18 protein-coding genes are annotated in these 14,314 nt (G+C 69.2%); 11 read left to right on the forward strand and 7 right to left on the reverse strand.

Going from position 1 to position 14,314, the window contains the following annotated elements; all coding sequences use genetic code 11:
* Window position 1 precedes the first annotated feature (1 nt).
* From JOD65_RS00270 to JOD65_RS00290, 5 genes are all read left to right on the forward strand, one after another.
* The gene (locus tag JOD65_RS00270) at window positions 2-2,263 is read left to right on the forward strand and encodes a hybrid sensor histidine kinase/response regulator (RefSeq protein WP_204810867.1); all 2,262 of its coding nucleotides are present in this window, start codon (window positions 2-4) and stop codon (window positions 2,261-2,263) included.
* A gap of 4 nt (window positions 2,264-2,267) precedes the next feature.
* Window positions 2,268-2,654, forward strand: a complete 387-nt coding sequence (locus tag JOD65_RS00275; RefSeq protein ID WP_204810869.1) for a response regulator — start codon at window positions 2,268-2,270, stop codon at window positions 2,652-2,654.
* Window positions 2,655-2,678: 24 nt separating this feature from the next.
* Complete coding sequence (locus JOD65_RS00280; protein ID WP_191194302.1) at window positions 2,679-3,329, forward strand: Crp/Fnr family transcriptional regulator; 651 nt, start codon at window positions 2,679-2,681, stop codon at window positions 3,327-3,329.
* A 94-nt stretch (window positions 3,330-3,423) separates the two neighbouring features.
* Complete coding sequence (locus tag JOD65_RS00285; RefSeq protein WP_191194301.1) at window positions 3,424-3,615, forward strand: hypothetical protein; 192 nt, start codon at window positions 3,424-3,426, stop codon at window positions 3,613-3,615.
* 16 nt (window positions 3,616-3,631) lie between these two features.
* Window positions 3,632-3,838 carry a hypothetical protein gene (locus JOD65_RS00290; protein ID WP_191194300.1) on the forward strand — a complete coding sequence of 69 codons (207 nt, stop codon included), beginning with the start codon at window positions 3,632-3,634 and terminating at the stop codon, window positions 3,836-3,838.
* A gap of 20 nt (window positions 3,839-3,858) precedes the next feature.
* Here JOD65_RS00290 and JOD65_RS00295 read toward each other — a convergent pair whose 3' ends face one another.
* Window positions 3,859-4,485, reverse strand: coding sequence for a superoxide dismutase family protein (locus tag JOD65_RS00295; protein ID WP_224747153.1), 627 nt, complete (start codon window positions 4,483-4,485; stop codon window positions 3,859-3,861).
* Between the two features lie 378 nt (window positions 4,486-4,863).
* Window positions 4,864-5,622, reverse strand: coding sequence for a hypothetical protein (locus JOD65_RS00300; RefSeq protein WP_191194299.1), 759 nt, complete (start codon window positions 5,620-5,622; stop codon window positions 4,864-4,866).
* A 407-nt stretch (window positions 5,623-6,029) separates the two neighbouring features.
* On the opposite strand from JOD65_RS00300, the gene JOD65_RS00305 reads away from it, so the two are divergent.
* Complete coding sequence (locus JOD65_RS00305; protein ID WP_191194298.1) at window positions 6,030-6,521, forward strand: SixA phosphatase family protein; 492 nt, start codon at window positions 6,030-6,032, stop codon at window positions 6,519-6,521.
* Window positions 6,522-6,668: 147 nt separating this feature from the next.
* On the opposite strand, the gene JOD65_RS00310 is transcribed toward JOD65_RS00305, so the two are convergent.
* Entirely contained in the window at window positions 6,669-6,917 is a 249-nt protein-coding gene (locus JOD65_RS00310; RefSeq protein ID WP_191194297.1) for a hypothetical protein, read from the reverse strand.
* Window positions 6,918-7,085: 168 nt separating this feature from the next.
* On the opposite strand from JOD65_RS00310, the gene JOD65_RS00315 reads away from it, so the two are divergent.
* The 3 genes from JOD65_RS00315 (at window position 7,086) to JOD65_RS00325 (ending at window position 9,044) form a co-directional block, all read left to right on the forward strand.
* Window positions 7,086-7,628, forward strand: a complete 543-nt coding sequence (locus JOD65_RS00315; RefSeq protein ID WP_191194296.1) for a hypothetical protein — start codon at window positions 7,086-7,088, stop codon at window positions 7,626-7,628.
* A 241-nt stretch (window positions 7,629-7,869) separates the two neighbouring features.
* Window positions 7,870-8,163, forward strand: coding sequence for a virulence factor (locus JOD65_RS00320; protein WP_191194295.1), 294 nt, complete (start codon window positions 7,870-7,872; stop codon window positions 8,161-8,163).
* Window positions 8,160-9,044, forward strand: a complete 885-nt coding sequence (locus JOD65_RS00325) for a homocysteine S-methyltransferase family protein (protein ID WP_204810871.1) — start codon at window positions 8,160-8,162, stop codon at window positions 9,042-9,044. Before JOD65_RS00320 ends, JOD65_RS00325 begins: the two co-directional genes overlap by 4 nt.
* A gap of 48 nt (window positions 9,045-9,092) precedes the next feature.
* Here JOD65_RS00325 and JOD65_RS00330 read toward each other — a convergent pair whose 3' ends face one another.
* A complete protein-coding gene (locus JOD65_RS00330) occupies window positions 9,093-9,731 on the reverse strand; it encodes a DUF4203 domain-containing protein (protein ID WP_191194294.1) in 639 nt (212 codons plus the stop codon).
* 407 nt (window positions 9,732-10,138) lie between these two features.
* On the opposite strand from JOD65_RS00330, the gene JOD65_RS00335 reads away from it, so the two are divergent.
* Together JOD65_RS00335 and JOD65_RS00340 are read left to right on the forward strand one after the other, a co-directional pair.
* A complete protein-coding gene (locus tag JOD65_RS00335; RefSeq protein ID WP_191194293.1) occupies window positions 10,139-10,567 on the forward strand; it encodes an aromatic ring-opening dioxygenase LigA in 429 nt (142 codons plus the stop codon).
* 57 nt (window positions 10,568-10,624) lie between these two features.
* On the forward strand, window positions 10,625-11,041 hold the full coding sequence (locus tag JOD65_RS00340; RefSeq protein ID WP_191194292.1) for a DUF7144 family membrane protein: 417 nt from the start codon (window positions 10,625-10,627) through the stop codon (window positions 11,039-11,041).
* A 215-nt stretch (window positions 11,042-11,256) separates the two neighbouring features.
* On the opposite strand, the gene fgd is transcribed toward JOD65_RS00340, so the two are convergent.
* The 3 genes from fgd to JOD65_RS00355 form a co-directional block, all read right to left on the reverse strand.
* Window positions 11,257-12,270 (reverse strand): glucose-6-phosphate dehydrogenase (coenzyme-F420), encoded by a 1,014-nt coding sequence (gene fgd / locus JOD65_RS00345; RefSeq protein ID WP_191194291.1) that lies wholly within the window; start codon window positions 12,268-12,270, stop codon window positions 11,257-11,259.
* Window positions 12,271-12,313: 43 nt separating this feature from the next.
* Entirely contained in the window at window positions 12,314-13,159 is an 846-nt protein-coding gene (locus JOD65_RS00350) for a sigma-70 family RNA polymerase sigma factor (protein WP_224747502.1), read from the reverse strand.
* Between the two features lie 120 nt (window positions 13,160-13,279).
* On the reverse strand, window positions 13,280-14,257 hold the full coding sequence (locus tag JOD65_RS00355; protein WP_191194289.1) for an AraC family transcriptional regulator: 978 nt from the start codon (window positions 14,255-14,257) through the stop codon (window positions 13,280-13,282).
* Window positions 14,258-14,314 lie beyond the last annotated feature (57 nt).

The following is a 14,314-nucleotide window of genomic DNA, read 5'->3' on the forward strand; positions in this document are numbered from 1 at the left end:
CGTGGTCGAACCCGCACCGTTCCCGAACCCGGGAGCCGTCAGCGCAGCGGAGCACGAGCGGCTCCGCCGGGACTACGACGCCCTGGCTGACCAGTTCGGCGCCACGTCAGAGGTGCTCGAGGCCATGGGCCGGTCGACCGCCGACCCAGACGCGGTGCTCACCACCATCGTCGAGAACGCATGCCGTCTGTGCCGGTCGGAGGCCGCGCACCTGTACCTGTTGGAAGGCGGCACGTTCCGCCTCATGGGGACGGTCGGGCTGTCCGAGAAGTCCCGGCAGCTGCTGACCGAGCACCCGATCTCGATGGACCGGGAGACACTCACCGGACGCGTGGGCCTGGAGCGGAGGACGCTCCAGATCCCCGACGTTCTGGCCGACCCGGACTACGGCCGCCACGACCTGCAGAGATCGGCGGGCTTCCGCACCGTGATCGCCGCTCCCATGATCGTCGACGACGCGGTCGTCGGCGCCCTCAACGTGTGGCGCAACGAGGTCCGCCCGTTCGACGACCGTGAGATGGGCATCGTCAGCGCGTTTGCCGTCCAGGCAGCCATCGCCGTCAACGGTGTCGGGCTGGTCCAGAAGCTCGAGACGCGGGGAGCGGAGCTGGCCCGCAAGGTCGACGAGCTGGAGGCGCTCCGCGCGGTCGGCGAGGCGGTCAGCTCCACCCTCGACCTGGAGGACGTTCTCGACACGATCGCCAAGCACGCGGTCGCACTGTCCGGCACCGACGGCGGCTCGATCATGGAGTTCGCCGAGCGAGACCGCCGGTTCGTCGTTCGCAGCGTCTACCGCACGGCTCCCGAGGTCGTTGAGCAGCTGCGCTCCGTGAGGATCGACCTCGACAAGACGCTCGTCGGGAGGGCCGCGCTGGAGCGCCGCCCGATCGTCGTCCCCGACCTCGCGGACGTCGAGCTCGACCCGCACCTGGAGATCCTGCACGGCGCCGGATGGGCCTCCCTCGTCGCCGTCCCCCTGCTTCGCGAGGACACGATCGTCGGCTCGCTGATCGTGCGGCGCAAGCGCACTGGTGACTTCTCCCCGGAGGTCGTCGACCTCTTGGAGACGTTCGCCAGCCAGTCGGCGCTGGCGCTCCTGAACGCGCAGCTCTTCCGGGAGCTGAAGGAGCAGAGCCTGGCCCTGGAGCTGGCGAGCCGGCACAAGTCGGAGTTCCTGGCGAGCATGTCGCACGAGCTGCGCACCCCGCTCAACGCGGTGCTCGGCTTTTCGGAGGTGCTGCTCGAGCGCATGTTCGGCGACATCAACGAGCGACAGGAGGAGTACCTGCGCGACATCCACGGCTCCGGGAAGCACCTGCTCGAGCTGCTGAACGAGATCCTCGACCTCTCGAAGGTCGAAGCCGGGCGGATGGAGATCGACTACTCGGCGTTCGACCTGCGCGTGCTCCTCGAGGAGGCGGTGGCCATGCTGCGCGAGCGGGCGACCGCGCACGGCATCGACCTCAGTGTCGACGTCGAACCGGGCCTGGGCCATGCGTACTCCGACCGCCTGCGGCTCAAGCAGGTCGTGCTCAACCTCGTGACGAACGCCGTGAAGTTCACCGGGGACGGCGGCTCGGTGGCGGTCCGGGCCCGGCGGACGCCGGTCGACATCGAGGTCACGGTGACCGACACCGGGGTCGGCGTCCCGGAGGCGGAGCGTGAACGCATCTTCGAGTCCTTCCAGCAGGGTGGGCGGGGCGCCTCACGCGAGGAAGGCACCGGACTCGGGCTGACCCTGTCGCGCCGCATCGTCGAGCTGCTCGGCGGTCGGATGTGGCTGGAGAGCGAGGTGGGCGTTGGCAGCACCTTCGGCTTCACGCTCCCGTCACGCACCACCGACGCCGCGGTGTCTCCCGTCCCGCCCTCGGGCACCCACGAGGTCGTGGTCATCGAGGACGACCGGCCCTCGCTCGATCTCTTCACCGCGTTCCTCGACGGCGCCTCCGTGCGGGTCACCACCGCACGCGACGGGCCAGCCGGGCTGGAGGCCGTGCGTCAGAATCGGCCGAGCGCGGTCCTGCTCGACATCAGGCTGCCCGGCATGGACGGCTGGGCGGTGCTGACCGCCCTCAAGCAGGACCCCGACACCCGCGACATCCCGGTGATCGTGGTGTCGATCGTGGACGAACAGCAACGCGGCGCCGCGCTGGGGGCCGCGGCCTATCTCGTGAAGCCGGTCGGACGCGACACACTGCTCGACGCCTTGGCGCGGGTCGTGCCTTCCGTCCAGACAGGCCCCCGCGTCGATGGAGAGGAGTGAGGACGTGACGAGCCGCAGGCGGGTCCTCGTCGTCGAGGACAATCCCAAGAACCTCAAGCTCGTCCGGGACGTGCTGACCTACCACGGGTTCGAGGTCGTCGAGGCGACCACGGGCGAGGAGGGCGTGCGCCTCGCCGCACAGGTCGCCCCCGACCTCGTCCTGATGGACCTGCAGCTGCCCGGGATCGACGGCACGGAGGCGCTGCGGCGGCTCCGGGCGGCCGAGAGCACCCGCTCGGTGCCGGTCGTGGCGGTCACGGCCTTCGCCATGGACGACGACCGCGAGCGGGCGCTCGCCTCGGGATTCGACGGTTACGTCGAGAAGCCGATCAGCGTGCGCGCCCTGCCCCACCAGGTGGAGGACTTCCTCGGCCTCGGAGACGTGGGATGACCCCCGACGACCGGCACTGACGCTGTGTGGCGGCTGCTCGAACCGCTGCGAGCCGAGGATCGGGAGGCGTTCCTCGCCCTCGCCCACCGCCGCACGTTCGCGCGCAACGAGGTCCTGTGCCACGAGGGCGACCCGGCGGACTCGCTGCACCTGGTCGAACGCGGCCACCTTGCGGTGCACGGCACGTTGGCGTCGGGCGCCGCGGCGACCTTCACGGTCCTCTCACCTGGGGACTACTTCGGCGAGCTCGCGCTGCTGCGCGCCGACAGACGTCGTACGGCGACGGTGACGGCGTTGGAACCGAGCCGGACCCTCGCGGTCGCGGGTACGGCCTTCAACCGGCTCTGCGAGCACAACCCGGGCATCGAGCGGGTCGTGTCCACAGTCCTGGCCGACCGGATCGACCTCCTCAGCCGGCGACTCCTGGAGACCATGTACGAGAGCCTGGACCGCCGGGTCCACCGCCGTCTCCTGGACCTCGCAGATGCCTACGGCGGGGGCGACGGCGCCGTCGTCATCCCACTCAGCCAGGCCCAGCTCGCGGACCTGGTGGGAGCGACGCGGCCGCCGGTCAACCAGGTCCTGCAGCGGCTCGCGGACCGCAACGTGGTCCGGCTGAGCCGCTCGCGGATCGAGGTGCTGGACCCGGCGGAGCTGCGCCGACGCAGTCCTTGAGTGATCTGACGGAGTGTCTCCGGGCGAACAGAACTTTCCATCGCGGCGGCTCAGGATCGGGGTCACCCCACAGATCCCAGCGAAGGAGCCCGAGATGTATCCCAACGAATGCGAAGCCATCTGCCGAGCCGTCATCGCCGACCGCATCCGAGAGGCAGACCACGAGCGCCTCGTCCGCGAGGTCAAGCAGTCCGAGCGCCGCAGCAACACCAGCGCCACGACCGCGTCCGCCAACCGGCACTCCCGCCTCTGGAAGCTCGTTCACCTCTCGCACGCCTACGGCTGACCGGACGGAGCCGACCATGTCCACCCAGACCGCCACCCAGACCGACCCCCTCCACGACGCGCTACGTCAGGAGCTGCTGCGTCTGGCCCAGCGCGAAGACGACGCTGCCAGCCGGGAGGCGACCCGCGTGCACTACTGGGAGCCCACTCCCGTCACCGTGATCGTCCACCGACAATGTGCCGCAGCCCTGCGCGAGGCCGCTGACGAGCTCCTTCCGCACTGATCGCCGCCCGGGAACGGCGGTTAGTGAACGAGTGGGTCGATCACACCGCACGCCACGCGGCCGCCCGCGTCGCCGGTGCCAAGCGTCGTGCCGTCCGGGCCTGCCACACCGCCAACCGTGTACCGGCTCGGGATGTTGGCAAGGTTGTCGCGGCCAGCGTGGACCATCACCGCGGACCCGTCCACGTCGCGCAGGCTGTCCAGGCTGAACCGGTCAGTGGCGAAGCTGGTGTACGCGCGACCGTCGGCGGTCACCAGCAGCGGCGGCATGTCGCCTGGGTGGTCCCCGTGGTTCAGCAGCGTCGGGTTGTAGTGGCTGCCGGCAGACATGAAGGGCCCGGTCGGCGCCGCTGGGTCACACACTCCGACCGCGTGGATGTGGAATCCGTGAAAGCCCGGTGTCAGTCCCTGCGCGAGGCCGCTCACCACCACCTTGTCCCGTATCTGGTGCAGCATCATCCAGCCCACCGCGGCGCCGTCGACACCGATCAGCTCGACCCTCACGGCCGAGGAACCGGGGTGCTTGCGATCCGTCCCCGCAGTGGCGTTCGTCGCGACCACACTCGCCACCACGATCACAGCGGACGCGCCCGCCAACATCAACCTGCGTACCTTGCTCCTGCCGATCACCTTGCTCACCTCATCCATGGACTCTGCATCTGGTGTCCCGGACGGGCCGAACCCGCGTCGGTGCCGAGAGCTCTGGACTCGGTCGCCGCCCAGGATTGGCTGGCCCAGGCGTTCGCTTCTCCTTTGAACGATTGATCCGGGTACGGAATCTGTCAACGACCTCTAGACCGGACTGCCCGTCTACCAACTCCTCGAGGACCCTCTGAGGCACGCGTCACGGAACCGTGTTGCCGACTCCCGCCAGCAACGACCACCGTCGCGCTTGGACCACCGTCAAGGTTGTGGCCAGCTTGGACTTCGCGCCAAGTTCCGCGTCGGGAAAGGGACCGGGAACATGACGACAAGCCACGAGGTCCTTCGCGGCAACCTGCTCCAACTGTTCGTGCGGTTGCGCGGTCAGGCGAAGATCGCGGTGACATCCGAGATGAGGCCCAAGGTGCCGGCCCCGGCGATCGCCGCCAGGAGGACCTGGCCGACCCGCCTGGTTGCTGCGGACCGGGGAGCGTCGTCCTCGCTGACTTGGACGGCCGCCCAGACGAGCGCCGCCAAGAAGACGGGCACCACGATCACCAGGGCAACTCCCCCGGCCAACCCAATTGCCAACAACGGCAGGACCCTGCGCCGGGGAGCGGTGAGGAACCAAGAGTCACGTTCTAGCCAATGCTCGACGAGCGTCGCGAACACCGCTACCAGCGCCACGGGGAGGGCTACGAATAGCACGACCGACAGCCACAGGGGTTCGAGAAGCGAGAAGTCCGGGCCGCCCGGGTGGATGAGGAGCGCGGCGGCCGTCACTCCGAATCCATACGAAGCCACAAGGACGCGCTCCGCTCGGGTGCCGAACAGCAGTGGCCGCACCATCATGTAGGCGGCCGCGCCGACCATCGCCATGGACGTGGAAGCCCCGAACAGCTGGACGGTGCCTCTGACCGTGACTTCTCCGATGATGAACCCGTCGTCTGTGAGGACTCCAGCATCCTCCGGGTTACGGGACGCCAGAAGGCTCATCGCCAGCCTGCCCAAGACGCCGCCAACAAGCGTTCCTGCGATGACCGCAGCACAACCAGCCGCAGCGGCCTGGCGGCAGACAAGGTCTGGAGTCAGGCGCGTGCCGTGGCTTCCTACCCCGGTGACAGTTGACCCCTCGACGGCCATGCCGCAAGGCTGACTCTCATGCCGTCGACGGTCAAGGGACTTCTCCCCATGGCCTTCTTGCGCGTGACGCGGACCAGTGTGTACTTGCAAGCGGCTACGACGAGGAGAGCGTCGAGCCAATCACGGTCGACCTCGCTGGTTGCGTAGGACCTCTGTCGAGACATCGTGCGGACCCGGCGCGAGCCGAAGTTCGGTGGCCTTGGCTGCAACTGCACCGTGCCAGTCCGCATGCGTGGGGTCGGCGAAAATCCAGGCGCCTCCGGTTCTGGTGGGTGTTCGTGTACGTCTCCACCACACTGCCGCGAATTGTGCGTCTCCGCGCCGCGTTGCCTCCTCGGACAGGGAAGCTCAGTCACCGCATGTCGGGTCGCGTCCCCGGCATGACCGCGTGGGCGCGCACTTGGTAGGTGGCCGAGCACACGCTGATCCTCTTGAGACATGCCAAGTCGGACTGGTCGGGCCAAGAGGGTGACCACGATCGCCCGCTCGCGAAGCGCGGCCGGCGCCAAGCGCCCGAAGCGGGTCGGTGGCTGGCTGCCAACGTCGACTCGATCGACCTGGCGGTCGTCTCCACTGCCAACCGTGCTCGGAGCACCTGGGATCTGGCTTCGGACGAACTCGACGAGCCACCTAGGACTCGGCTCGACGACGACGCTTACGGTGCCTCCGCCGACGACCTCCTGGACATGGTCCGCAGTCTCGACGAGGCACTGAACACAGTCGTGCTCGTCGGTCACAATCCCGGCATCGAGGAGCTCGCCGGGGCCCTCACAGCCGGCCGAGTACCCATGCCGACCTCGGCTCTCGCGGTCATCGAGCTCAACAGCACCTGGGACGGCGCCGGTCGGGCGCGTGGATTCTTGCGCGCCGCCGGCCGCCCACCAACCTCCGCCCGATAGGTCACACCGCGGAGCGGCACCGTGCAGCCTTGGAGGCCGTCGCGGCGATCCGTTGAAAGTGCTGCGCATCGACTCGCGTCACTTCGCCGCGTGCCGACCCGGGGTATGTCCACTGGTACCGATGACCGGTCAGCGGAACGCCACCAACTATTCGTCGTCTCCGCCGGACTGGGCAGACTTCCTTCTCTCGAGCAGCCAATGCAGCTCGTGGGTCTCTGGATGCCGCCATTCTCGTAACCGGTACTCGAACCCGGGCAGCAGCACGATCGGGATCGGCTCGGGCGATGCCGGCGCGACCGCTCCCACGACGATCTTGGAATCCGGGGGGATGAACGGCGACTGCGCGGGGATAGGAGCGGTCACGACCTCGATGGGGTCGGAATAGGGGCGTGCCATGCGTGCAACCTTACCGAAAGTCCCGGAACTATCGAGGACCTTTGGCCCTATAGCAACCTTATAGGCGCGTCATAGGGTGTCCATACCGGATGAGGAAGCCGGCGCCACGCGGCTCCCAGCCGAGCGGCAACACAGGGCCTAGGGCCAAAACGCTCTGGAGAACAATCAATGAGCACCCCTGCTGCACCTCAGGTCGGCGACACCAAGAAGGGTCACGTCTTCACCGAGACGGGCTGGCTTCCGACCAAGCCGCCCAAGAAGAAGCACACAGTGCGCAACCTCTTGCTGGCCTTCGTGGTCATCACCGGGCTGGGTATTGCTGGCTGCACGGCCCTCGTCGGCGGCGCCGCCAACGAGATCAGCAAGTCCATCGAGGAGGACGCCAACAAGCCTGGCGGCACCGACAATCCGATGCCGATCAACGAGGGCAAGCCCTTCGAGGTCGACGGATTCAAGTACGCCGCTGGCTGGTCAATCGGCAAGGACGCTCTGGGCGACCTCGACGTCAAGGGCCTCAAGGTCACCAACAACCGGGACGACAAGGACTCGGCCCTCGTCGAGATCAAGCTCTGGCAGGGCACTGAAGTCAAGGCACTCGCAGACTGCACCACCGAGCCCATCGGCGTCGGCACCACCGTCTCGCTGTCTTGCCTCAGCACGGACAAGCTCCCCAAGTCCTTCGACAAGATCACCATCAACGACACGTTCTGATTCGAGCAGGCGGTGGCTTCCAATGGGAGCCACCGTCTCTGCTTGGCCTGTCGTCGTGACCACATGACCCACCTGCGACAGAACCCACCAACCACGGAACTGCTGCACGAACTGGTGTCTGCGTGACCTGGCCCATTCCGCCGCCTTCGGGGGACGTCCGAATCTGCCGTGGGCAGGTCTGGTGGCGTCACTCTCCGGACATCCCCCTTAGAGACGCGGCCCCGGAACTAGGCTGCGACACATGGCGGAGTACCAGGTGACCCGGTGGCGCGACCTTCCGTCGATGGTTGCGGCACGGGCGGACGAGAAGACGGTGAAGTCGGAGCTCGCACCGCGGTTCCAGGAGGCGATCGACGAGGCTGCGATGCGGCTTGGTGACACCGGGGCCGATGACTACCTGGCGGGCTGGCAGCGATCTCCTTGGACCGAGGCCGACGGTGCGCCGGGCGAGGTGCTCGACCGAGTCATCGCCGAGCTCCACGCGGAGTGGCCGGCCGCCAGGATCGCCGACTACCTCGACGAGCTGGGCAGGTGAATCGGCTCAGGGCGCTGCTGCGCACGGACCGTCCGGTCCTGCTCGACGGCGGCATGGGCACGCTGCTCCAGGACAGCGGCCTCGAGGACGGCGTACCCGGAGAGCTCTGGAACCTCGAGAACCCCGACGCGGTGCGCGCGGCGCACGCCGCCTACGCCACGGCGGGGGCCCGGCTGTTGACGACCAACAGCTTCGGGGGCACCCGGCCGCGCCTGGACCTGCACGGGCTCGGCGACCGTGTCGGCGACGTGAACCGGGCGGCCGCGCGGCTTGCACGGTCGGTCGCGGACGAGCACGGGCTGCTCGTCGCCGGCGACCTCGGCCCGACCGGCGAGCTGCTGGCGCCGCTCGGAACCCTGACCGGCGAAGAGGCCCAGGCGCTGTTCGCCGAACAGCTCACCGCGCTGGTCGAGGGTGGGATCGACCTGGTGCTGGTCGAGACGCTGAGCGACCTCGGTGAGGCTGATGCGGCCCTCGCCGCGGCGCGGGAGGTCGCGCCCGGTCTTCCGGTCGCCGTGACGATGAGCTTCGACACCAACTTGCGCACCATGATGGGCGTCCGCCCGGGCGACGCTGTGGCGCACCTTGCCGCGGCAGGTGCCGACGCTGCGGGGGCCAACTGCGGTCGCGGTCCCGCGGAGATGGAGATCATCGCCGCGGAGATGGCGCAGGCCCGCACCGACGACATCCTCCTGGTCGCCCAGTCCAACGCCGGCCTTCCGCAGGTCGTGGGCGACCACTTCGAGTACGACGCGACCGCCGGCGACATGGCTTCGCACGCCACCCGGCTGGCCGAGCTCGGGATCGACCTGGTCGGCGGCTGTTGCGGCTCGACGCCGGCGCACATCGCCGCCATGGGCGCCACCTTGATCCCGGCCTGAGCCTCTGTTCCACCGGTCACGAGGGTTGCCCGCTGCGTCCGTCCCGAGTCAGGGGACCTCGACGTACCAGGCTTCGCGGATGGTCTGGCGCCTGAGGGCCCGCCCCATGGCTTGGATGGCGATGCCGCCGAGGGCGAGCACCAGCAGGAGCAGGGACCACCCGAAGCTGCTGGAGACGCGGTCGGTGAAGTCGCCCCTGGTGAAGTCGGCGGAGTTCAGTGAGCCCACCAGCAGCATGAGGCCACTCGTCACGCCGACGGCACCGGCGATTGACCCGACGATGACGAGCACCATCATCGGCACGTTGGTGAACACCGACAGGAGGCCGAGGACGACGCCGACGACCAGGCCCACCAGGACGGCAACCCAGTTCCAGGAGATACCGAGGGCGACGACGATGCCCGAGCCGATCGCGAACCCGGCCGCGCCCATCGCAAGGACGACCGCGACGTAGTAGTACAGGTAGGCCAGGACCGCGAAGATCACCGCGAAGACCAGGCCGAGCACCCACCCGAGCACGGTGCCGAGGAAGCGCTCGTCGGCGAACCCGGCGACGATGCCGGCGCCGAAGGCGAAACCGGCGAAGAAGCCCCAGACGGGGATCACGAGACGCAGCACGAACTGGCCGGCGACGAGCATGGCGCCCCCGGCGACGATGGCGAGGACGCCCAGGATGATGTCAGCCATGACAGCAATGTAGGGCCAAACCCTTCGTCCCGGGAGGACGAGTTCTGCTGCAGGTCATTGCGCCGCGATTGGTGTGTTTCGAACCATCGCACGCGGGGGCATCTAGCAGGGGTAGATGTCGACGCCTGCGGGCGCTTCCAGGATCGTCTCTTGGCCTCGGTTACAGCCAGCACGCGAGCCCACGCCGACACTCACCTGCCTCACCGGGCTGGAATCCCATGTTGGAGGACGGTTTTCGAACATGCGTGAGAAGCGCTCGTCGGAACGACGCGCCACCTCGTGGCGTCAGGGTCACCCTGTCCGGGTGATGCCGCGTCCGGGCTGCGACGGCCACGGTGGGTGGACTCCACACCTCCCGCGACGGGGGAGGGAGGTGTGGCACGAGAACGACGAGGAGGGGATGACACATGCGCAAGACAGCTTCGTTGGTCGCCATCGTGGTGGGGATCGTGATGGCCGTTGCAGGAGTCGCCACCTGGGTGGTCGTCAGCAGCACCCTGTCGGAGCAGAAGATCGTCGTGGCGGACGACGCCAACTGCCTTGCGGGTGACGAGGTCGACGGACCCTTCTCCGCCTACTGCCAGGCCGACGTCATCGACAAGCACACCAAGGCCATCACCGGCGGCCTCACCTACGCCGAGCTCGACCGCGAGGACCCCAACCGGGCCACCGCGATGGACTCTGCGTTCCTGCAGGCCTCGCTGTTCACCTCGGTGGTCGCGTTCGGCGTCGCGTTCATGGCCATCGGGGTCGGCATCGTGCTGGCACTGATCGGCTTCGGCATGCGAGCGCCGGTCCCGACCCGCGACCCGGCCGGCTACACCGCTGCGGGCTGACCCGCCGCTCGTCTCGTCCCCTCGCCCCCGCCGGGGGCTACGACCTGGAAGGTGCACATGTCGACGACCTACTCCACCCGCAACGCCTGGGCCTCCGGGCTGATGCTCTTCGCGGCCGCCATGCTGCTGACCGTCGGACTGTTCCAGATCCTGCAGGCGATCGCCGCCCTGGCCAACGATGACATCGTGGTCAGGGGACCCGAGTACACCTACCACTTCGACCTCACGACCTGGGGATGGGTGCACCTGCTCATCGGGGTGGTCCTGATGGCGGTGGGTGCCTTCCTGTTCACGGGTGCCGCGTGGGCCCGCTGGGCGGGGATCGTGATCGCCGTCCTGGCCATGGTGGCCAACTTCATGTGGCTGCCCTACTACCCCCTCTGGGCGCTCACCCTCATCGGTTTGAACGTCGCGGTCATCTGGGCCCTCGCCGTGGTCGAGGTGGAGCCCGAGTTCACCCGGCCGGCGCCGTAGCCGCAGCTCGTCCACCCGAGCAGACGGCATGCCCATCGACACGTACAGACGAGGGTCAGGCCGGACTCGTCGTGGTCGGCGTCTCGGACATGGGCGCCAAGATCGAGCGAGCGATGGAACGCGCCGAGCGCACGCAGACCAAGCGGCTCGAGGTCGACCCCGACACCCTCGAGCGCGACGCGCGGAGGGGCGAGGGGTCGACCTCCTGACGGACGTCAGCCGCGGAGCGCGCGGATCGCGGGCACCAGGTGCTCGCCGAGGTCCGCGAGGAACTGCCCCTGGTCGTGTCCGGGGCCGTGGAGGACGAGGTGGTCGAAGCCCGCGTCGACGTAGGGCCGAACCGCCTCGACCACCTCGGACGGCGTCGTGGCGATGATCCAGCGGGAGGCGACCTGCTCGATCGGCAGGCGGTCGGCGGCCGCGGCCATCTCGACCGGGTCGTGGAGCCGGTGCTTGTCCTCAGCACTGAGTGACAGCGGCGCCCAGAAGCGGGTGTTCTCGAGTGCCTCCTCGCGGGTCGCGGCGTACGACAGCTTGATCTCGATCATCCTGGCGAAGTCACGCGCGGACCGGCCCGACGCGGCGAGCCCCTCGTCCACGGCGGGCAGCAGCTTGTCGGCGTAGAGGTCCATGCCCTTGCCGCTGGTGCAGATGAAGCCGTCGCCCACGCGCCCGGCGTACTTCGCCATCTGCGGCCCGCCAGCCGCCACCCAGATCGGGACGCCGCCGTCGGGCCGGTCGTAGATGGTGGCGTCGACGGTGCGGTAGTAGTCGCCGTCGAAGGTGACCCGCTCGCCGGCCCACAGCTCGCGCATGAGGCGTACGGCCTCGCGCAGGCGGGCCCAGCGCTCCTTGAAGTCGGGCCACTCCGGGAGCCCGACGGAGATCTCGTTGAGCGCCTCGCCCGTGCCGACGCCGAGCACCACGCGGCCCGGGTTGAGCAGGGCGATCGTGGCGAGCTGCTGGGCGAGCACGGCCGGGTTGTAGCGGAACGTCGGCGTCAGCACGCTCGTCCCGAGCACGACGCGCTGGGTGCGCTCGCCGAGGGCCGCCAGCGCGGCGAGGGCGCTGGGGGCGTGGCCGCCCTCGTGGCGCCACGGCTGGAGGTGGTCGCTGACCCAGACGCTGTCCAGGCCTGCCTCCTCGGCGCGCACCCCGAGCTCGACGAGCTCGCGCGGGCCGAACTGCTCGGCCGAGGCCTTGTAACCGACAGCGAGGGAGGGGGTCACCGCGCCATGGTGGCACAGCGACCCGCAACGACGCCGCTGGGCCTCAGGCGGCTGGCGGCCGCTCGACCAGGCCGGCCTTGAGGTCGGTCAGGATCCGCGTGAGGACCCGTGACACCTGTGCCTGGGTCAGGCCCACGGAGGTGGCGATCTCCTGCTGCGTCTGCTCCTGGTAGTAGCGCAGCCGGACGATGCGCCGGTCGCGCGCCGTGAGGCCACGCATGAGGGGGTCGAGCATGACCTTGGCCTCGGCCTGGGCGAGCGAGCGGTCCTCCTCGCCCAGCAGGTCGCCGAGCGACGACGAGCCGTCGGCGACCCGGGCGTCCAGCGAGGTGGGCGTGAAGCACCCGTCCGCGGCGAGCGCTTCGACGATGTCGGACGTGCTCTCGTCGAGGTGGGCGGCCACCTCGCTGGGTCGCGGCGAACGCCCCAGCCGCGACTCGAGCTCCTCCTGCGCAGACGCGATGCGGGTCTGCAGGTCCTGCACCCGACGGGGCGGGCGCACCATCCAGCCGGAGTCACGGAAGTGCCGGCGCAGCTCACCGCGGACGGTGGGCACGGCGAACGACAGGAAGTCGTGACCGGCGTTGGGATCGAAGCGCTGCGCAGCCTTGGTCAGCCCGAGCAGCGCCACCTGCTCGAGGTCGTCGAGGTCGATGCCCCGGTTGCGGTAGCGGGAGGCCATGCTGCGGGCCACTGCCGCGTTGGTCTCGATGAGCTGACGGGTCAGCTCGTCAGTGTCGGCCTGATGGCTGACGTCACGAAGGTCGCTGACGATGGCGTCGGTGCGACGGGCCCGCGCCTTGCCCTCGAGGGGCTGGACGGGGCGGGACTGGATGGGGCGGGACTGGACGGGGGTGGGTCCAGAAGGACGTACAGGGGCGATAGTCATGGTGACCACGGCTCGCTTCCTGGTGGTGTGATGGTGCTTGCCGTGGTCTCCAGCAAGACGATCGGCCACCACGCTCGCATGGTCTGGACCGCCAGGACAGCCGCAAAACGAACACCCCCGTCAGGACGGGTTGCGTTGCATGGTCTGTCCAGGGTTCTCGTCGAAGACCTGGCGGTAGTCCGAGGCGAACCTGCCCGGGTTGAAGAAGCCGAACCGGGCGGCAGCGTCGCCCACCGAGTCCGAGGAGCCGTCCCGCAGGGACTGGCGGGCGAGGTCGAGCCGTACGCGGCGCAGGTAGTCCTGCGGGGTGCAACCGAGCTCCTTGCGGAAGGCGTACTGCAGCGCGCGAGGCGTCACCGCAACGGTGCTCGCCAGCTGCTCCAGGGTGAGCTCCTGGTCAGCGCGGTCCTCGATGACGTTGAGCGCCCGGCGTACGGCGGACGGACTGTCCCCGTAGAGCTCCCCGCGCGCGCCGGCGCGCGTGAAACCGTCCACGACGTCGTTGGGGAACGTGTCGAGGAGGGTGTGGCCGAGCAGCAACGACGCGTCGGCGTGGCCCAGCACGGCCGACACGTCGGGAAAGCTGGCGGCCAGCTCGTCCACCGTGGCCCGCCACCGGGCCGCGGCCGCCTGCGAGTGGGGGACGTAGGACCGGAAGCGCGCATCGGGACCGGACCGCGCGGGATCGATCTCCGCCACGGCCGCCGCCAAGAGGTCGCCCGTGATGCTCGTGAGTCGGATGTCGTAGCACTCGCCGTTGCCGGTGAACGGCATCTGCCACCCCGACGCCAGGATCGTCTCACCGTCGTGGGCGGTGTCGGTGGCGCCGTCACGGGTGTAGGTGATGCTCCCGCCCAGGACGTCGACGACCACCAGCGTCGGCAGAGCGTCGGCGTCGAAGGTGACCCGGCCGCCGATGCTGAGATGGTCGAAGGCCACGGTCCCGTGGTCGGTGCGGTGGTGGCGTACGTCGCCGAGCTCCCCCGCGAGCCGGAGCCGCGCCCCGAAAGCCTGCTCGAGCCAGTCGCGCGCGGCGTCGCCGGACCCCTCGAACTCGAAGGCTTCGGGCAGGCCACGCCGTGAACGCGTGTGCGGCAATGCAACACCTCCTGCTGGAGAGGTGGGAGACCCGACGGTTTGAGTCGATCCGACTCT

Origin of the sequence: Nocardioides cavernae (assembly GCF_016907475.1) — a bacterium.
Taxonomy (GTDB): domain Bacteria; phylum Actinomycetota; class Actinomycetes; order Propionibacteriales; family Nocardioidaceae; genus Nocardioides; species Nocardioides cavernae.